Genomic DNA, 18,554 nt, shown 5'->3' with positions numbered 1-18,554 from the left:
GTTGTGACAGGGGGCGGGTGACAGGCGCACGAGCGAGGCTCTGAGCAGCCGCACCGTCAAGGCGGCGGACTGCGAAGGAGCGATCTCATGGGCCGATACGATCTCGCCCTCATCGGCTTCGGCGGCGTCAACCGCGCGCTCGCCGAACTCATAGCCCACAGCGGAGAACGCCTGGCGAAGGAACTGGGCTTCGCCCTGCGGGTGGTGGCGATCACCGACCTGAGGGCCGGTTCCCTGGTGGACACCGACGGCATCGATCTGGTGCCGCTGCTGGCCGCCGAGCCCGGAGAGCTGAGCTTCGCGGACCTCGCCGGCGGCAGCGCCGAGCCGCGCAACGAGTGGGTGATCCGCGAGGTCCCGGCCGACATCGTCGTGGAGGCGACCTTCACCAATCCCACCGACGGCGAGCCCGCGCTGTCCCACGTGCGCTGGGCGCTGGAATCGGGCAAACACGTGACCACCACCAACAAGGGGCCCGTCGCGCTCGCCGGCCGCACGCTGAAGGGCCTCGCCGCCGAACGCGGCCTCAGCTTCGAGTACGAGGGCTCGGTGCTCAGCGGCACCCCCGTCCTGCGCACCGCCGAGCGCATGTTCGGCGGCCTGCGGATCACCGGCGTCGAGGGCATCATGAACGGCACCTCGAACTACATCCTCGGCCGCCTCGAAGAAGGCGTCGACCTGGCGGCGGCCATCACCGAGGCCCAGGCGCACGGATACGCCGAAGCCGACCCCACCGCCGACGTCGAGGGCCACGACGTCCAGCTCAAAGTCATGATCCTCGCCAACGAGGTCCTCGGCGCGAACCTGCGCCGGGAGGACGTCTTCTGTGAGGGCATCCGCGCCATCACCCCCGACGAGGTGCGCGACGCCGCCTCGAAGGGGCTGCGCTGGAAGCTGGTCGGCTCCGCCACCCGCCACGAGGACGGCAGCGTCGACGCCCGCGTCGCCCCGGTCGCCCTGCCCGCCCACCACCCGCTCGCCGGGATCTCCGGCCCGGCCAACGCGGTCGCCTTCCACACCGACCTCCTCGGCACCGTCACGGTCTCCGGGCCCGGCGCCGGCCGCGTGGAGACCGCCTACGCCCTGCTGTCGGACATCATCGCCATCCACCAGCGCCACGCCGACGACGACGCGCGCCCCGCTCTCCAGGAGACCCACCGTGTCTGACACCGCCGCGCCCGCCGCCATCGAACTCGACACCGACACCACGCCCGTGCACAACCCCTACACCGGCGAGGTCATCGCCTCGGTGCCCACCGTCGACGAGGGCGCCGTCGGCGGCATCCTCCAGCAGGCCAGGTGCGGACGCCGCACGGCCGCCGCGCTGTCCCGGGCCTCCCGGGCCGCGATCCTGGAACGCGCCGCCCACCTGATCGAGCGGCGTACCGAGTCCTTCGCCCGACTGATCGTCAGCGAGGCCGGCAAGACCATCACCCAGGCCCGCAAGGAAGTCGCCCGCGCGGTCAACACGCTGTCCCTGTCCGCCGCCGAGGCCCGGCGCAACGCCGGAGAGGTCATCCCCTTCGACTCCTTCGAGGGCTCGGAGAAACGACAGGGCTGGTTCACCCGCGAACCGCTGGGCATCATCGCCGCCATCACCCCGTTCAACGACCCCCTCAACCTGGTCGCCCACAAGCTCGGCCCGGCCGTCGCCGGAGGCAACGCGGTCATCCTGAAACCGTCCGCGCTGACGCCGCTGTCCGCGCTGCGCCTGGTCGACACCCTCATCGAGGCCGGCCTGCCCGAGGAGATCGTCACCGTCGTCAACGGCGACGCCGCGACCGGCGCCGCGATCGTGGCCGCCCCCGACGTGCGCATGGTGTCCTTCACCGGCGGATTCGCCACCGGCGAGGCCATCTCCCGCACCGCCGGCCTCAAGAAGCTCGCCATGGACCTGGGCGGCAACGCACCGGTCATCGTCATGGACGACGCGGACCTGGACGAGGCCGTGGCCTCCTGCGTCTCCGGCGCGTTCTGGGCGGCGGGCCAGAACTGCATCGGCACCCAGCGCATCCTGATCGCCGCCGAGGTCTACGAACGCTTCCGCGACGCCTTCGTGGCCCGCACCGGACTGCTGCGCACCGGCGACCCGCTCGACGAGCGCACCGACGTCGGCCCCATGATCACCCCTCGGGCGGCGGCCGCCACCCGGGCCAAGGTCGACGCGGCGGTGGCCGAGGGCGCGGTGCTGCTGTGCGGCAACGAGGTCATCGGCGCCCTGTACACGCCGACCGTCCTGGAGGACGTCCCGGCGGCCTGCTCGATCTGGCAGGAGGAGGTGTTCGCCCCGGTCGTCGTACTGCAGCCGTTCACCTCCTTCGAGGACGCCGTCGAGCAGGCCAACGCCATCGACTACAGCCTCCACGCGGGCATCTTCACCTCGCGCCTGGACCACGCCCTGAACGCGGCCCGGCTGCTGCAGGCCGGCGGAGTCATGATCAACGACTCGTCCGACTACCGCTTCGACGCGATGCCGTTCGGCGGGTTCAAGTACGGCAGCATGGGCCGCGAGGGAGTGCGTTTCGCCTTCGAGGAGATGACCCAGCCCAAGGTTGTCTGCGTCAACCACATCGGCGAGGCGGCGCGATGACAGCCGTCCGTACCCGACTCGCGTAAGGGAGCGCCTGGCCCGTGGGCAGCCACCGATGTGTGCGGTGGCTGCCCACGGGCCGTCAGCCCCGCCGGACCGCGCCGAGCTGGGTCCGGTGCAGATCCGCGGCGGTGAAGCGCTGCGCCACCGTGCGCAGGACACGGGCCATGGCCTGGGCGGGCGGAGTGGCCGGGCGGGCCGCGGCGCGCGCCAGGAGGATGCGGCGGGTGGGGGCCGGGACGTCCGAGGCGAACGGCAGCAGACGTACGTCACTGCGTCGGCTGGTGAGAGCCAGGCGGGGGGCCAGCGCGATGCCCAGACCGGCGGCGACCATGGCCTGCGCCTCCTGGTAGTCGTGCGACGAGTAGGCGATACGCGGCTCGAAGCCCGCCTGGCGGCAGCTTCGGCGCAGCACGTCGGCGACGGGATGGTTGTCGGCGCGGATGATCCACTCCTGGTCGGCGAGGTCGCCGAGACGCACGGCGGGGTGCGTGCGCAGGGGCGAGTCGGCGGGGACGACCAGCACGGTGGGGTCGTCCAGCAGATGGGTGAGGGCGAGCGCCGGGTCGTCGAGGCGGTTCCACTCGTAGTCCCAGAGCAGTCCCTGCTCCACCTCACCGGTGTGCAGCATCTCCCTCAGCTCCGCGAGGACTCCGGCGCGCACCTCGATGCGGATGCCCGCGTGCCGACGCCGGAACCGGGTGAGCGCCAGCGGCAGCAGGGACGCGCTCGCGGTGGGGAAGGAACCGAGCCGCAAGGTGCCCTGGTCGAGGGCGGTGAAGGAGTCCAGGTCGGCCTGGGCGGCATGCAGTTCCCGGCGGATGGTCCGCCCGCGCTCCGCCAGCGCGGCGCCCGCCGGGGTGGGACGGATACCGCGGGGCAGCCGCTCGATGAGCGGCTGCCCCGCCTCCTGTTCCAGCAGGGACATCTGCTGGGAGGCGGCGGAGGTCGTCATGGAGAGGGCTTCCGCCGCGGCGGTGAGCGAGCCGCGTTCGGTGGCCTCGGTGAGCAGCAGCAGACGGCGCACGTTGAGCATGCCGACGACTTTAGCTGAGCTTAACCCTGGTGAAGCGAACTGCCATTGTTCCCAAGTCGTGGCTCTGCGAAGGTCTCCGCAGCCACCGAGCGGTTCACCGGCCCGCAACGCGTCCGTAACCGTTCGTCGGCTCCTCCCCTCTCCCCTCCGCTGCCCGAGAAAGAGCCTCAGACGTGCACATTCCCGCGACCCTGGTACGAGGCGGCACGAGCAAGTGCTGGCTGTTCAACCAGGTCGACGTCCCCGCCGACCGCGGCCACCTCGAAAGGCTGCTGGTCGCCGCGTACGGCGCCACCGATCCCGTGGAACTGGACGGGGTGGGCGGGGCGACCCCCACCACCTCCAAGGCGGCCGTGGTCAGCGCCTCCTCCCGGCCCGACACCGACGTCGACTACCTGTTCGCGCAGGTCGGCATAGGGACGGGCTCGGTGGAGTGGACGAGCAACTGCGGCAACTGCGCCACCGGCGTCGCCCTGTACGCGGTGAGCAAGGGGCTGGTGCCGGTCACCGGCGACCTCACCCGTGTGGTGATGCGCAACCTCAACACCGGAGCCGTCCTCGAAGGAACCGTGGACACCCGCGGCGGAGTGGTGCACCACTTCGGCCGCCAGACGGTACCGGGCACCCGTGCTGGCGGGGTCGCGGTCGGCCTCACCTTCCGCGACCCCGCCGGCAGCGCCGCCTTACTGCTGCCCACCGGCCTGCCCGCCCAGGACCTGCGGGTCGGCGACGCGGAGCCGGTACGCGTGAGCATGGTGACGGCCGGGGCGCCGGTCGTCCTCGTCGAAGCCGCCGGTGCCGGACGTACGGGCGCCGAGTCGCTGGAACGGATCGGCGCGGACGTCCCCTGGCTGCGCACCGTCCGCCATACCGCCGCGCCGCTGATGGGGCTCGTCCGGCCGGGAGAGGAACCGGGTGACGCGGTGCCCAAGGTCGGCTTCGTCGGCCCCCCGGTCCCGTACGTCACCACCCTGGACGAACCCGTCGCCGCCGAGGACTACGACGTGTCGGTGCGCATGCTCAGCATGAACGCCCCGCACCCCGCGATCGGCCTGACCTCCGCCGTGGCCGTCGCCGCGGCCGGACTGGTGCGGGGCTCGGTCGTCTCCCGGATCACGGGCGGCCCGACCGACGAATGGCTGCGACTGGGCACGCCCGCCGGTGTCGTCGCGGTCCGTGCCACCGATGTGCGCGACGGCCTGCCGCACCGGGTCACCGTGCAGCGCGCGGCCCGGCTGCTCGCCGACGCCCGTATCTACGTACCGGAATCCGGCCACACCCAGGCCGCCTGATCCGCGACGAACATCACCTCGGCCGGGCGGGTTCTGTGCCGTCCGCACCGGGATAACCTCGCGCCCTCGGGGCGCGCCACCCGTCCCCACCGCACCAAGGACAAAGATGTCTGCTGAAGTGATCTCCATAGGCGCCCTGCTGGTGATGTTCGTGGTCGGCACCGTACTGCCGATCAATCTGGGCATCCTGGCCTTCGTCGCCACCTTCGCCGTCGGCACCGCCTCGCTCGGCCTCACCGAGGAGGAGATCTTCGAAGGGTTCCCGGCCAAACTCTTCGTCACCATCGTCGGTGTCACCTATCTGTTCTCCGTCGCCCGCCGCAACGGCACCATCGACTGGCTCGTGGCGGCCGGGGTGAGACTCGTCCGCGGCAGGGTCGAACTCATCCCGTGGGTGCTGTTCCTGGTGGCCGCGCTGCTGACGGCCTTCGGCACGTTCACCCCCGCCGCCGTCGCGATCCTCGCGCCGATCGGCATGAACTTCGCCTACCGCTACAAGCTCAACCCGCTGGTCGTCGGCATGATGGTGATCAGCGGCGGGCACGCGGGGGCGTTCTCCCCGCTGGCCGTCTCCGGCGCCCTGGTGCTCGGCCTCGTCGACAAGACCGATCTGCACGTCTCCGCCGTGGCGCTGTTCAGCGCCAGCTTCGTGATCAACCTGGTCCTCTCGATCCTCACCTACGCCCTGCTCGCCAAGCGTCCTGCCCCGCTGGCCGAGGAAGGTTCCGTGGAGACGACCGACGACGAGGACCTCACCGTCTCCGGCAGGCCCGACTGGCGGCAGTGGCTCACCCTCGGCTGTCTGGTCGCGCTGGTCGTCGGCGCGCTCGGCTTCCACCTGGAGATCGGCTTCCTCGCCCTGGCGGCCGGCGCGCTGCTGGCCCTGGTCGACATGAAGCGGCAGGAGAAGGCCGTGGACGGCGTCAGCTGGTCCACCCTGCTCCTGGTCGCGGGCATGATGACGTACATCGCGATGCTGGAGAAGGCCGGCATCATCGAGGAGATCTCCGAACACGCCGCCAACCTGGGCGCCCCGCTCGTCGTCGCCCTGCTGCTGTGCTTCACCGTGGCCATCACCTCGGCCTTCGCCTCCTCCACCGCGATCCTCACGGCGATCATCCCCATCGCCGTACCGCTGCTGCTCTCCAGCCACCTCAGCGCCGCCGGACTGATCGCCGCACTCGCCGTCTCCACGACGATCGTCGACACCTCTCCCTTCTCGACCAACGGGGCACTCGTCCTCAGCAACGCCCGAGGGGTGGACGGCCGCCGCTTCTACCGCCAGGTCATCGGCTACACCGGCGGAATCGTCGCCCTCGGCCCCATCGTCGCCTGGGGCGCTCTGGTCCTGCCCTGGTCGTAGCGGAAGGGGGCGGCGGGCCCGCGCCGATGCGCGGGCCCGCCGCCTCGCTGTCAGTGGGAGTGGCCGAGTTGGGTGAGGGCCAGGTCGAGCATGTCGGCGAAGAAGTCGGCCGCGGCGGTGTCGAGGCACAGCGGCGGCTTGATCTTCAGGATGTTGAGGTGGTCCCCGGTGGGCTGGACGATCACGCCGAGGTCGAGCATGCGGTCGCACAGCTCGGCGGTTTCCTCCGTGGCGGGTTCCAGGGAGGCGCGGTCCCGGACCAGTTCGAGGCCGAGGTAGAGGCCCGAGCCGTGCACGGCGCCGATGATGCCGTGCCGGCCGGCCAGTGCCTGGAGCCTGCCCTTCAGATGGCCGCCGACCCGCGCCGCGTTGCCCTGGAGGTCCTCGTCGCGCAGGGTGTCCAGCACGGTGAGGCCCACGACGCTGGAGACGGGGCTGCCGCCGGTGGACGAGAAGAAGTAGCCCTGGTCGCGGTACCGGTCCGCGACCTCCCGGGACGTGATGACGGCGCCGAGGGGATGTCCGTTGCCCATGGCCTTGGCGACGCAGACGATGTCGGGGACGACCCGCTGCTGCTCGAAGCCCCAGAACCAGTGTCCCAGGCGGCCGTATCCGACCTGGACCTCGTCGGCGACGGCCAGGCCGCCGTGGCGTCGTACGGCCGCGTACACCTGGGCGAGATAGCCGTCGGGCAGGGCGACTCCGCCGGCGTTGCCGTAGAAGGTCTCGCCGATGAACGCGCCCGGCGGGCGGCCGGTGGCGGCCAGTTCGTCGATCACCCGGGCGGCCTCGGGCGCGTACCGCACGGCGTCCGCCCCGCGGTGGCGGCCGCGGTACGCGTTGGGCGAGTCCACCGTGTGCACCCAACTGGGTCGGGTGGCAAGGGCGTTGGGGTTGTCCTGAAGGGAGGTGGAGATCGCGTCGGAGGCGTACGTCCAGCCGTGGTACGCCTCGCGCAGCGCGACGACGTCGTGCCGGCCGGAGGCGCCCATGGCCAGGCGCAGGCCCAGATCGACCGCCTCCGAACCGGAGTTGACGAGGAACACCGTGTCCAGGGGGTCGGGGAGCAGGGCGGCGAGGCGCTCGGTGAACTCCACCACGGCGGCGTAGTGGAAGCGCGAGTTGGTGTTGAGCCGTCGCAACTGCCGGGTGACCGCCTCCTCGACGCGAGGGTGGGCGTGGCCCAGGGGGGTGACGTTGTTGACGATGTCGAGGTACGACCGGCCGTCGGTGGAGAGCAGATGGTGGCGCCAACCCCGTTCGATGCGCGGGGGGTCGGCGTAGTAGTGCCCCTGCACGGTGGCGAACGCGGCGTCACGCCGGTCGAGCAGGCCCTCCTCGTCCGTACGGTCGCGGGTGGTGGCCGGGAGGCCGAGGAGCGGGGCGGGGTCGGCGGTGAGCGCGAGCCAGCCGGCCGCGTACTCGGGGCGGACCAGATGGGGCACGGCGGGGCCGTCGGTGTCGCGCAGCGCGAGGTGGACGCGGGCGCCGGAGCCGAGACGGGCGATGTCGTCGCCGGCCTGCACCGTCGTACCGGTGGTGACCAGCGGCTGGACCGCGTCGGGGAGGGCCACGGACAAGGTCCGTCTGCCGTAGGCGAGTTCCACGTGACCCGGTGCCGCCGTGAGGACCCTCCCCGGGGCGGGCGCCTGGACCACGGCGTCCCGGCCGAGCCGGACGTCGACTCCGGTGGGCACCGTGGCGGGGGAGACCGGCGACAGCGTCGATGTCCGGGTCAGCCGCGGGTCGGCGTACCGGGTGGCCACGGCGGCGGCTCCGGCGGCGAGGGCGGAGGCCGCGAGCCGGTCCTCGGTGCCGGGGTCCGTCCAGGCTCCGCGGTCCAGGGAACCGGCGTCGGTGGACAGGTCGAGAAGGGCGATGTCTTCGGGTGCCAGGTCCCGCAGGAGGGGGCGCACCGAGGTGTTCGCTTCGGTGGCAGTGGCGGTGGCGGTGGCGGTGGCGGTCCGGACCGGAGCGTCGGTCGTGCCGGTCGCGTCCCGGATGAGGCCGGTCATCACGGTCAGGGGCAGTGAGGTGGCCTGCTCGAAGATGCGCCATTCGTGGTCGAGCGCGCCCGTGGCGTAGGCGTTGTCCTCGTCGACGGCGGCTTGATGGTGGCCGCTCGCCACCAGGACGGCGGCACGCAGGACCACGATCGGCCACACCGCCTCCGCCTCCTCGGCGGAGAGCGGCCGGACGGCGTGGAAGGCGCGGACGGCCGGCAGCACGTGGTGCGGCTCCGCACCGTCGTGGTGGAGTACCGAGGACACCGACACGGCGAGTTCGCAGACCGCCCAACTCGTGGTCACGTCACCGAAGTCGATGATTCCGTCCGGCAGGGGCGTGGGGCTGCCGGGACGGCGGACCAGATTGTCGTCGGTGAGGTCCAGGTGCACGGCCTGCGACGGCAGCGAGGGGGCGAGCCGTTGGACATGAGCCCAGGCCTCGGCGGTCGCCGTCCGGACGGCGGTGCGCCGCTCGGGTTCGCCGATGTGCTCGGCGAGCCTGGCGACGACGCGTTCGGCGTGCCGCGGGTCCCACTGGAGGACGCGGTCGAGCCCCGGGTGCCGGAAGTCGCGCAGGGCGGAGCTGACCTTTCCGGCGATCGTGCCCATGCCCGCCACGGTGCCGGGGGACAGGTGCCGGGGTCCCGAGAGCGTGCCGCCGGGCAGGTGGCGCAGCAGACGGGCGACGGCCGGACCGTTCTCGGTGTCCACCGTCGTGCGCCGCGGGGAACCGTCCGGATCGCGCAGGACCGTGGCGATCCGCAGGTCCGGGCAGGCCCGGGCGATCAGGTCGGCCGCGGCGTCCTGTGCCTCGATCTCCACCGTGCCGAAAGCGGGGTTGGCGATCTTCAGTACCGCTGCGGGCGTCCCGTCGGTGGCGTGCAGCAGGAAGTTGGCGTCCTGCTGGCTGCCCAGTTCCTGGGCGCGAGCGGTGGTGCCGAGGTGCTCGGCGGCGATGAGTTCGGCCTGGGCCGCCGTGGTGCGGGGCGCGGGCAGGGCGCCCTCGGTGAAGAAGTCGATCGTGCGGTACTCGTCGGGCAGCATGCGGGTTCCTCGGCTGGTGTGGGCGAGCAGGGCTCGGACGCTCGTGGCTCGGACGCTCGTACGCCTCAGTCGACGTGCCACAGGAAGCGGTGCGTGTGGATCGCGAAGTAGGGGAAGTTCTCCACGGACGTGACACCCTCGACGGGCCGGACGACGTCGTTGACGAAGTCCAGGAGATCCCGGGGGCGAGCGCACACCACCTCCACGAACAGGTCGAAGCCGCCCGCCGTCAGGACCGTGTACACGACCTCGTCGTGCCGGGACAGTTCGTCGGCGACCCCCCGGGCGTCGCCGTCGACGCGCAGACCCAGCAGTGCCATCGCCTGCTGGCCCATGGTCATCGGGTCGGTCACGCCGACGACCTGGACCGCGTGGCTGTCGATCAGCCGCTGCAGCCGGTGCCGCGCGGCCGAGGGCGACAGCCCGACCTTCGGCCCCAGATCGGCGTACGGGATCCGGCCGTCGACCTGCAGCTCCCGCAGGATGGCGCGGTCGATGTCATCCATGGGAGACCCTTTCGTCCTGCGCGTGACCTTGAGGGCTTGGCGCTTGTTTCAAGCACCATGGCGGAATTTCGCGCTCGATTCAAGTGTGCGAACGATGGAATCGAGCGGACGTGGTCGTCGGCTTCCGCGTCCGCCGGCGCCTTGCCCGGCCGGCGACCGGGGAAACGGTCGGGGGCCGTGGCCGTCCCGGTGACCGGGCCCTGGGCGTTCCGTTCCCCAGCGGTCGCTTAGGCTGGCTTCTCGTCGCCGGTGAGGAGACGCGGGTTCACAGGTTGCGGCGGCGTGCGCGCCCGCCGTCCGTCCGAGGGAGACGTTCGCGTGGCAGGTGCTGGGGGGCGGTCGTCGAAGCGGCTTCAGCGAGGGACCCTTTCCCAGGGACTCATCGTGGCCACCGCGCTGCGGATCCTCGACGAGGACGGGCCGGACGCGCTCACCTTCCAGCGGCTGGGCAAGGAGCTGTCCTCCTCCGCGACCGCGGTCTACCGGTACTTCGCCAGCCGCGACCACATCATGGTCGGGGTCGCGGACGAGCTGGACCGGATCTCCCTGGAGGGGTACGAGCCGCAGGAGTCGTGGACCGAGTCGCTGCGGGACCTGGCGACCCGGGCCTGGGACACCGCGCTGGACCACCCGGCGGCCGCCGCGCTCTGCATGGGCAGGGTGACGCGGGGCGTCCATGAACTGCGTGCCGTCGACGCGCTCCTGGAGGCGTTCCACCGCGGTGGCTGGCGCGGCCGGGCGGCCGTCCTGCACTACCAGGCGTTCTCGAACTTCCTGCTCTCCGTCGCCAGCAACAACGCCTGGCGGCTCGTCAACCAGCGGTTCGGCACCGAGGTGAACTGGGTGCAGGAGTACCAGCCGGCGGATCCGGACGCGTACCCCTACGCCGAGGCGGCGAAGGACCATCTGCGCAGCATCGACATGACCGACGTCTTCCACCGGCAGACGGACCTCGTCCTCGCCGCCCTGGTGGCGGAGTCGGCGACCCTCCCACGCGACTGACCTGCGGCGGCCCTTGGCCCGGCTCGGGCCGCTCCCGGACGGCTGCCGCTGCTCGCCCCCCGATGAGGTGCGCGGTGTTCCCGTGTGGCGGCTGCGGTCCCTGCGGTGTGTCGGTTGCGGTCCCTGCGGTGTGACGGTTGCGCGATGGTTTCCGGAGACCGGCCCGGGCTGCTGCCGTGCGAGCACCTGCGTGGCGGACGCGCGACCTGCCCATAGGGCCGGCCTTTGCCGCTCCTGCGTGACCGGGCGCGGTGTTCGCGTGTGTCGCGTGTGGTTCCCTTACGGCCGGCTCGGCGCGCTCCCGCGGGGCGCGCGCGGCGCTGTCGTGCGGTGGATGCGGTCCCTGCCGGGCGGGAGACTCGCTGCGTTCCCTCGCCCGGTGTGGGTCGCTCCCGGGTGCCGGGCGCGCGGCGTCCTCGCGGGACGGCTGCCGCCGCTGCCGGGCGGTTGACGCGCGGCGTGCTCTTCGGGGCGGCTGCGGTTTCCGCCCGCGTGGGCGACGCGCCACGCTCCCTGGCGGCCGACGCCGCGGATCGTGACGCTCCCCGGCGGTCGGCGCAGGTCGCTCCCGCGTGTGAATCGCGGGCCGTGCCCACCCGTGCCCGCCCCCGCGTGTGCTGACACGCGTCACTCCTCGGCGCATGGAATCGGCAGCCCTCGTGGCGTCCGAACCGCTGGCCGGACCGGCGCGCGGAAAGATAGTTAACGGTATTGACTACGCCGTTAACTTGGCTGCATCCTCTCCACACCGAGTGCTCCACGACTCGCTTCCGAGCGGCGTCCACCGAGCGCCGCGCGCACCGCCTCCACCCCGAACTGCTCGCGCTCGTCCCGCCCGATCCCGTGCGACCTGCGCAGAGCGCGACTCCCTCTCCAGGAGCACCCATGCGCCAGACCCGTACCCGCGCGGTCCCCGTGACCGCCGCCGTGGCCATGACGGCCGTACTCGCCGGCTGTACCACCACGGGATCGACGTCCGGAGACGCGAGCGGCGGCGACGCCGCCACGACGACGAAGATCCGGACGACGATCGACGTGCCGGCCGGCTTCGACCCCGCCAAGGCACTGTCGCTCCCGGACTACCTGCTCGCCCGGAACAGCTACGACACCCTCGTGCGCAAGGACGACGGTGGGCTGGTGGGCGGGCTCGCCACCAAATGGACGAGCACCCCCTCCGCCGCCACGTTCACCCTGCGCGCCGACGCGACCTGCGCCGACGGCACGCCGATCACGCCGAAGGTCGTCAAGGCGTCCCTCGACCGCTTCGCCGACCCGAAGACGGCCGCGCCCGACCTCCCCACGATCTTCGGCCCCGGCAACACGGTGAAGGTGACCGCCGACGACGCGGCGCGCACCGTGAAGGTCACGCTCGCCAGGCCGTGGGGCGACATGGTCACCGGTCTGTCGGTCGCGAGCACGGGCATCGTGTGCCCGGCGGGGCTCAAGGACCTGAAGGCGCTCGCCGCAGGCAAGGCCAAGGGCTCCCAGTCCGGACCGTACGTCCTCGCCAAGTCCCAGTCCGGCGTCTCGTACACCTACACACTGCGTCCCGAGTACAAGGCATGGCCGGCCTGGCGCACGAAGATCCCCGGCAAGGCCGCCGCCACGACGGAGTACCTGGTCTCGCCCGACCCGACCGCGACGGGCAACCTCGTCACGAGCGGCCAGCTCGACATCGGCAAGATCGACGCCTCCGGCATCCCGCGCTTCGACGGCGTGGACGGCCGCAGCGTGAGCGTCAGCCGGTTCTCCGACTTCTACCTGCTCTTCAACGAACGGCCCGGCACGGTCTTCGCGGACGTCGACACCCGCCGGGCCGTCGCCCAGGCGGTCGACCGCGCCGCCTTCACCAAGGTCGTCTCCAAGGACACGGGCGAGCCGTCGACGATGTTCGTGCAGAAGGGCATCCCCTGCAACGACCCCGGCACCTCCTTCCTCGTACCGAAGGACAAGGCCGCGGCGGCCGACGTGCTCAAGGGCAAGAAGATCCGCCTCGTCGGCCCCCAGGTCGTCGGCCCGGCCGGCGCCGGCAACCAGTACATCCAGGAGGCGCTGCGGGCCGCGGGCGCGGACGTCACCCTCGCCAACGTCGACGTCGGCGCCTGGGTCGGAACCGTGTTCGGCAAGCCCGACGCCTGGGACCTCACCGTCTTCGCCGACCTCAACTTCCTCGGCAGCCTCGCCAACCCGCTCGCCCACTTCGTCGGCCCGACCGTGCCCGAGGGCGGCGGCAACCTCGGCGCGGTGAAGAACCCCGCCCTCGACAAGGCGTTCACCGAGGGCACCGAGGCCAAGACCGCCAAGGCCCGCTGCGCCGCCTACCAGAAGGCCGCCAAGGCCGTGATCTCGCAGGTGGACGCCGTGCCGCTGGTCAACGACCCGTTCATCTACGCACTGCGCAAGGGATTCAGCGCACGGATGCTCGGCGGCTCGCTCGACGACCCCATCCTGCGCATCACCGGCTGACGGACGCCGCGCCCGCACGGCGCGCGGACCCGTGCCGGACCCCAAGGCGTCCGGCACGCACGGTCCCGCGCCGTCGCGCAGCCCCGCACCGTGACCCTCGCACTCATCCGACAGGAGCCCTCTGGTGATCGACCCGTTCAGCACCGCCCAGCAGATCGCCGACCTCATACGCACCAAAGAGGTCAGCCCCGTGGAGGTCGCCGAGACCTACCTCGACCGCATCGAGCGGATCAACCCCGCCGTCAACGCCGTCGTCTGGCTCGACAGCGACGCCGTGCGCGCGGCGGCCGTCCGGGCCGAGCGCGCGGTGCTGCGCGGCGACCGGCTCGGCCCGCTGCACGGCGTCCCCATCCCGATCAAGGACCTCAGCTCCTGCGCGGGGCAGCCCAACACGATGTCCTCGCTGGCGATCCGGGACACCCCGCAGACGGTCACGGACCCCGACGTCCAACTCCTCCTCGACGCCGGCGCGATCCCCCTCGGCCGGACCAACTCCCCGGAGTTCGGCGCCCTGACGGTCTCCGAGAACGCCCGGCACGGCAAGACGCGCAACCCGTGGAACCCGGCGCACACCTCCGGCGGGTCCAGCGGCGGCGCGTCCGCGGCCGTCGCGGCCGGGCTCGCCCCGGTGGCGCACGCAGGCGACGGCGGCGGCTCGATCCGCGTCCCCGCGTCCGTCACCGGCCTCGTCGGCCTCAAGCCGAGCCGAGGACGCGTCCCCGCGCTCGTCCGGGGCTGGGAGCACTCGACCACCGAAGGCGCGATCACCCGCACCGTGCGCGACGCGGCCCTCATGCTCGACGTCATGGGCCGCTCCGACCGGCTCGCCTGGTACAGCGCGCCCGACCCGGGCCGCCCGTACATCGAGGAGATCGGAGCCGACCCCGGGCGGCTGCGGATCGGCCTGCTCCTCGACGCACCGACCGGACTGCCCGTCGACGAGGAGTGCCGCACGGCGGCGCTCACGGCCGCGCAGGCCCTGCGCGACCTGGGGCACGACGTCGTCGAGGCCCGCCCGAGGATGTTCTCGTACGAGGCGATCATGGGCTTCACCTGGACCATCATCAGCGCCTCCACCTACGCCATCGAGGTCGACGACCCGGACGCGGTGGACCCCTACATCCGGCGCCGCCGCGAGACCGCCCTGGAGGTCAGCGCGGGCGACTACGCCCGGACGGCGGCACGCCTGCAGGCCGAGTCCCGCGACGTCGTCGCCCAGTGGGGCACGGACTTCGACGTGCTCCTCACCCCGACCACCGCGGTGGTGGCGCCCCCGGTCGGCCCCGTGTACGACGAGGCGAACTCCGACCCGGACGGCCCGCGGGCCACCGAGACCCGGATGGTCTCCTTCACCGCGTTCGTCAACATCGCCGGACTGCCCGCCGTCTCGCTGCCCGTCCACACCACCGCGGACGGACTGCCGGTCGGCGCCCAGCTCATCGGCGCGCCCTACGACGAGGCGACGCTGCTGCGCCTGTCGGCCCAGCTCGAACCCCGGTTCCGCTGGCACGAGCGGCGCCCGGACGACGCCGCACTCGCGGCGGCGCTGTGAGCGCCGGGTCCGCGGCCCCGGCAGGGCCGCTGCCGGCCGCCCCCGTCCGGAGTGCTCCCCGGCTGCGACTGCGCGGCGGCTGGGCCGGGTTCGCCGTCCGCCGGGCGGGCGGGCTGCTGATGTCCATGCTGCTGCTCGTCGTCGTGACGTTCCTCATCGTGCCCCTGCTGCCCGGGGACCCGGCCCGCGCGATCGCCGGTACCAGCTCGTCCCCGGCCACGCTCGCGGCGATACGCGACCGGCTGGGCCTCGACGAGCCGTTGACGACACGGTTCGTCCACTACCTCGGCGACATCGCCTCCGGACGGCTCGGCACCTCCTTCCGGTTCGACACCCCGGTCGCGGACATCATCGCGACCCGGCTGCCGTACACCGTCCAGCTCGTCATCCCGGCCGTCCTGCTCTCCCTGTTCATCGCCGTCCCGCTGGGCATGACCGTCGGTGTCCTCACCCGCGACGGACGCCGCCGCCGGCTCGGCGTCGGATTCGGCACGCTCGCCGGGCTCCTCGCGTCGGCGCCGGTCTACGTCGTCGCGACCCTGCTCATCGTCCTGTTCTCGATCAGCCTCGGGCTGCTGCCGTCCGGCGGTGCCACCACACCGAGCGCGCTCGTCCTGCCGATCGCCGCGCTCTGCATCGGCCCGGCCTTCGCCATCGCCCGGGTCGTCCGGCAGGAGACGGCCTCGGTGCTCGCCCAGGACTACATGCGGACCGCCCGCGGCCACCGCCTGGGATCCGTACGCCTCCACCTGCGCCACGCGCTGCCCAACCTGGTGACGAGCGTCCTCACCCTGAGCGGCCTCGTCCTCACGTCCCTGCTCGGCGGGACGATCATCCTGGAGAACGTCTTCACCTATCCGGGGCTCGGCACCGAGGTCGTCCAGGCGATCATCTACAAGGACTATCCGGTGATCCAGGGCATCATCCTCGTCGTCGGCATGCTGGCCCTGCTCGTCAACCTCCTCGTCGACGTCGTCCTCGGGATCGTCGACCCCCGCACCCTCGACGGAGGTCGTCGTGGCCACTGACACGACCGTGCGCCGCCGGCGCCGCAACCCGTCGCTGACGTCCGGCGCGGTGATCCTCGGACTGCTCGTCCTCGTCGCCCTCGTGGCCCCGCTGCTGCTGCGCGGCCCTGCCGAGACGCTCACCGGCGACACCCGGCTCGGACCCGGCGCCGGGCATCTCCTCGGCACCGACGCGTTCGGCCGCGACGTCCTCGCCCGGGCGCTCGTCGCGACCCGGCTCACCCTGCTCATGGCCGCCGCGGCCACCGCCGTCTCGTTCGTCGTCGGCGTCGCGATCGGCGCGCTGGTGCACCTCGCCCCCGGGTGGCTGCGCGAGACCAGTCTGCGGCTCATCGACTCGGCGGTGGCCTTCCCCTCGCTCGTCCTCGCCCTCGTCATCGCGGCGGTGCTCGGACCGGGCACGATGTCCGCGATCGTCGCGATCGCCGTCGCCGGCGTCCCCGGGTTCGCCCGCCTGACGGCGAATCTCGCCGCGACCGTCGCGGACAAGGACTACGTCCTCACCGCGCGCCTGCTCGGCGTCCCCGGTCTGCGCATCCTGGTCCGGCACGTCCTGCCCAACATCAGCGGCCCGCTGCTGGTGCTCCTCAGTTCGAGTTTCACCCTGTCCCTGCTCGACATCAGCAGCCTGTCTTTCGTCGGTCTCGGTGTGCAGAACCCGCAGTACGACTGGGGCCGCCTGCTCAACGAGGCACTGCCGTCGATCTTCGCCCAGCCGTCGCTCGTGCTCGCCCCGTCGATCATGCTCATCGTCACCGGCGTGGGCGCCATGCTCCTCGGCGACGGCGTGGCCTCCCTCGTCGACCCGCGCACCCGCCCCACGGCGCCCGCACCGGCCAAGGCGGCGGACACCGCCGGACAGGCCGTCCCGGCACCGAAGGGCCGGACAACGGCGCCGACCGCGGACGGCGCGGCGGCAGCGGCCGGCCCGGACCCGGACGGTCTGCTGACCGTCGCCGGGCTGACCGTGCGGGCCGGCGACCGGACCCTCGTCGACGACGTGTCGTTCACCATCGGGACCGGCCAGATCGTCGGCCTGGTGGGGGAGTCGGGCTCCGGCAAGTCCACGATCGCCATGGCGGTCGCCGGCCTGCTTCCCGAGGGTGTGCGGGCGGACGCCGCCCGCCTCGCCCTCGACGACCTCGACCTGCTCGCCGCCCCGCCGGAGCGACGGCTCGCCACCGAGATCGGCATCGTCTACCAGGACCCGATCGGCACGTTCAACCCCGCACTGAGACTCGGCACCCAGCTCACCGAGGTGACCCGGGTCCATCTGGGGACCCCCAGGCGCCAGGCGGCACAGGACATGGTCCAAGCCCTGGCCGACATCCGCGTCACCGAACCGGAACGTCGGCTGCGCCAGCACCCGCACGAACTGAGCGGCGGCATGCTGCAACGCGCCTCGATCGCCTCCGCGACGACGACGAACCCGCGGCTGCTCATCGCCGACGAGCCGACGACGGCCCTCGACGTCACCGTGCAGGCGGAGGTGCTGCGCCAGTTCCGGCGCATCAACCGCGAGCACGGTACGGCGATGCTGTTCATCTCGCACGACATCGGCGTGGTCGGCGTGCTCTGCGACACCGTTCTGGTGCTCCACGGCGGCCGGGTCGTCGACCGGACGACGGGCGCCGACCTGCGCCGGGGGACCGTCACCCATCCGTACACCCGTGCACTGCTCGCGGCGACCCCCGCCGCGGTCGAGGCCGGCGGCACCCTCAGCGCGGTCCGGTGGACGGCCGACGCCCACGCGGCACCGCCGGGCGGGGCTCCGACGGACGACTGCGACCTTTCCGACCCAGCCGCGGACCGCTCCCCGGCCGCCGAAGGGAGCCACTGATGTCCGCCACCGCCAATCCGCCCGAGCTGGACGCGGCCGCACCGCTGCTGCGCGTCGAGGACCTCACCGTCGAGCTGGGCCACGGCGTCGCGGCCCGCAGGGTGCTCAAGTCGGTCTCCTTCGACATCGCCCGCGGCAGCACCCTCGCCCTCGTCGGGGAGTCCGGGTCGGGCAAGACGACGCTCGCGCGGACCCTCGTCGGCGTGCACAGACCGTCCGGTGGCCGCATCCTCGTGGACGGCTCCCCGCTGCGCTCCGCGCGCGGACGGGCGGGCGCCGCGACGGTCCAGATGATTCCGCAGGATCCGTACTCCTCCTTCGACCCGCGGCGTACCGTCGCGCAGTCGCTCGCGGAGGCACTCGATCCCGTCCGGGCCAGGGTCGGACCGGCCCGGGCCCGGATCGCCGAGCTGCTCGGCCAGGTGAGCCTGGACCCCGACGGCATGGACCGCTACCCGCACGAGTTCTCCGGCGGTCAGCGGCAGCGGCTGGCGATCGCACGGGCCCTCGCGCCGGGGCCCCGGTTCGTCATCGCCGACGAGATCACCTCGGCCCTCGACCTGACGACCCAGGCCGAGATCCTGAACCTGCTCGCCGACCTGCGCCGTCGGCTCTCGCTGACGATGCTGTTCATCTCGCACGACCTGGCCGTGGTCCGGCACGTGAGCGACTCGGTCGCGGTCCTGCTGCACGGAGATCTCGTCGAACTCGGCCCGACCGGGGCCACCTTCGCCGCGCCGAGCCACCCGTACACGGCGCAACTCCTCGCCTCCGTACCGGGAGATCCGAGGTTCCGCCTCGACGAGGAGCCGGCCACGGTGTGAACCAC

Annotated in this window: 13 protein-coding genes; 10 read left to right on the top strand and 3 right to left on the bottom strand. The window is 72.5% G+C overall.

Annotation, left to right across the window (positions count from 1 at the left end; translation table 11 throughout):
* The first annotated feature begins 87 nt into the window (after positions 1–87).
* The gene (locus PYR72_RS02155; protein WP_275453565.1) at positions 88–1,167 is read left to right on the top strand and encodes a homoserine dehydrogenase; all 1,080 of its coding nucleotides are present in this window, start codon (positions 88–90) and stop codon (positions 1,165–1,167) included.
* Positions 1,160–2,590, top strand: coding sequence for an aldehyde dehydrogenase family protein (locus tag PYR72_RS02150; protein ID WP_275453564.1), 1,431 nt, complete (start codon positions 1,160–1,162; stop codon positions 2,588–2,590). The genes PYR72_RS02155 and PYR72_RS02150 overlap by 8 nt, the downstream gene beginning before the upstream one ends.
* Positions 2,591–2,672: 82 nt before the next feature.
* On the opposite strand, the gene PYR72_RS02145 is transcribed toward PYR72_RS02150, so the two are convergent.
* Entirely contained in the window at positions 2,673–3,626 is a 954-nt protein-coding gene (locus PYR72_RS02145; RefSeq protein ID WP_275453563.1) for a LysR family transcriptional regulator, read from the bottom strand.
* A 173-nt stretch (positions 3,627–3,799) separates the two neighbouring features.
* Here PYR72_RS02145 and PYR72_RS02140 point away from each other — a divergent pair, with 173 nt between their 5' ends.
* Positions 3,800–4,918, top strand: coding sequence for a PrpF domain-containing protein (locus PYR72_RS02140; protein WP_275453562.1), 1,119 nt, complete (start codon positions 3,800–3,802; stop codon positions 4,916–4,918).
* 106 nt (positions 4,919–5,024) lie between these two features.
* Positions 5,025–6,281: an SLC13 family permease gene (locus tag PYR72_RS02135; RefSeq protein ID WP_275453561.1), complete on the top strand. Its 1,257-nt coding sequence runs from the start codon at positions 5,025–5,027 to the stop codon at positions 6,279–6,281.
* Between the two features lie 50 nt (positions 6,282–6,331).
* Here PYR72_RS02135 and PYR72_RS02130 read toward each other — a convergent pair whose 3' ends face one another.
* Positions 6,332–9,331, bottom strand: a complete 3,000-nt coding sequence (locus tag PYR72_RS02130; RefSeq protein ID WP_275453560.1) for an aminotransferase — start codon at positions 9,329–9,331, stop codon at positions 6,332–6,334.
* 65 nt (positions 9,332–9,396) lie between these two features.
* Entirely contained in the window at positions 9,397–9,837 is a 441-nt protein-coding gene (locus tag PYR72_RS02125) for an Lrp/AsnC family transcriptional regulator (RefSeq protein ID WP_012998326.1), read from the bottom strand.
* A gap of 384 nt (positions 9,838–10,221) precedes the next feature.
* Here PYR72_RS02125 and PYR72_RS02120 point away from each other — a divergent pair, with 384 nt between their 5' ends.
* The 6 genes from PYR72_RS02120 to PYR72_RS02095 all read left to right on the top strand — a co-directional run bounded on the left by PYR72_RS02120 (position 10,222) and on the right by PYR72_RS02095 (position 18,549).
* Complete coding sequence (locus tag PYR72_RS02120) at positions 10,222–10,839, top strand: TetR/AcrR family transcriptional regulator C-terminal domain-containing protein (protein ID WP_275453559.1); 618 nt, start codon at positions 10,222–10,224, stop codon at positions 10,837–10,839.
* A gap of 885 nt (positions 10,840–11,724) precedes the next feature.
* Positions 11,725–13,305 carry an ABC transporter substrate-binding protein gene (locus tag PYR72_RS02115; RefSeq protein ID WP_275453558.1) on the top strand — a complete coding sequence of 527 codons (1,581 nt, stop codon included), beginning with the start codon at positions 11,725–11,727 and terminating at the stop codon, positions 13,303–13,305.
* Between the two features lie 124 nt (positions 13,306–13,429).
* Complete coding sequence (locus PYR72_RS02110) at positions 13,430–14,857, top strand: amidase (RefSeq protein WP_275453557.1); 1,428 nt, start codon at positions 13,430–13,432, stop codon at positions 14,855–14,857.
* The gene (locus tag PYR72_RS02105; RefSeq protein ID WP_275453556.1) at positions 14,854–15,885 is read left to right on the top strand and encodes an ABC transporter permease; all 1,032 of its coding nucleotides are present in this window, start codon (positions 14,854–14,856) and stop codon (positions 15,883–15,885) included. The genes PYR72_RS02110 and PYR72_RS02105 overlap by 4 nt, the downstream gene beginning before the upstream one ends.
* Positions 15,875–17,725, top strand: coding sequence for a dipeptide/oligopeptide/nickel ABC transporter permease/ATP-binding protein (locus PYR72_RS02100; RefSeq protein WP_275453555.1), 1,851 nt, complete (start codon positions 15,875–15,877; stop codon positions 17,723–17,725). Before PYR72_RS02105 ends, PYR72_RS02100 begins: the two co-directional genes overlap by 11 nt.
* Positions 17,725–18,549 carry an ABC transporter ATP-binding protein gene (locus PYR72_RS02095; RefSeq protein ID WP_275453554.1) on the top strand — a complete coding sequence of 275 codons (825 nt, stop codon included), beginning with the start codon at positions 17,725–17,727 and terminating at the stop codon, positions 18,547–18,549. Before PYR72_RS02100 ends, PYR72_RS02095 begins: the two co-directional genes overlap by 1 nt.
* The last annotated feature ends 5 nt before the right edge of the window (positions 18,550–18,554 follow it).

This window comes from Streptomyces sp. VNUA24 (assembly GCF_029167005.1).
GTDB lineage: Bacteria > Actinomycetota > Actinomycetes > Streptomycetales > Streptomycetaceae > Streptomyces > Streptomyces scabiei.
The sequence above is the reverse complement of the archived record's forward strand: the minus strand, read 5'-3'. Positions and strand labels throughout refer to the sequence as shown.

Coding starts and splice junctions, on each gene's coding strand:
- PYR72_RS02155 (WP_275453565.1), top strand. CDS start 88: ATGGGCCGATACGATCTCGCCCTCATCGGCTTCGGCGGCGTCAACCGC.
- PYR72_RS02145 (WP_275453563.1), bottom strand. CDS start 3,626: ATGCTCAACGTGCGCCGTCTGCTGCTGCTCACCGAGGCCACCGAACGC.
- PYR72_RS02135 (WP_275453561.1), top strand. CDS start 5,025: ATGTCTGCTGAAGTGATCTCCATAGGCGCCCTGCTGGTGATGTTCGTG.
- PYR72_RS02130 (WP_275453560.1), bottom strand. CDS start 9,331: ATGCTGCCCGACGAGTACCGCACGATCGACTTCTTCACCGAGGGCGCC.
- PYR72_RS02125 (WP_012998326.1), bottom strand. CDS start 9,837: ATGGATGACATCGACCGCGCCATCCTGCGGGAGCTGCAGGTCGACGGC.
- PYR72_RS02115 (WP_275453558.1), top strand. CDS start 11,725: ATGCGCCAGACCCGTACCCGCGCGGTCCCCGTGACCGCCGCCGTGGCC.
- PYR72_RS02095 (WP_275453554.1), top strand. CDS start 17,725: ATGTCCGCCACCGCCAATCCGCCCGAGCTGGACGCGGCCGCACCGCTG.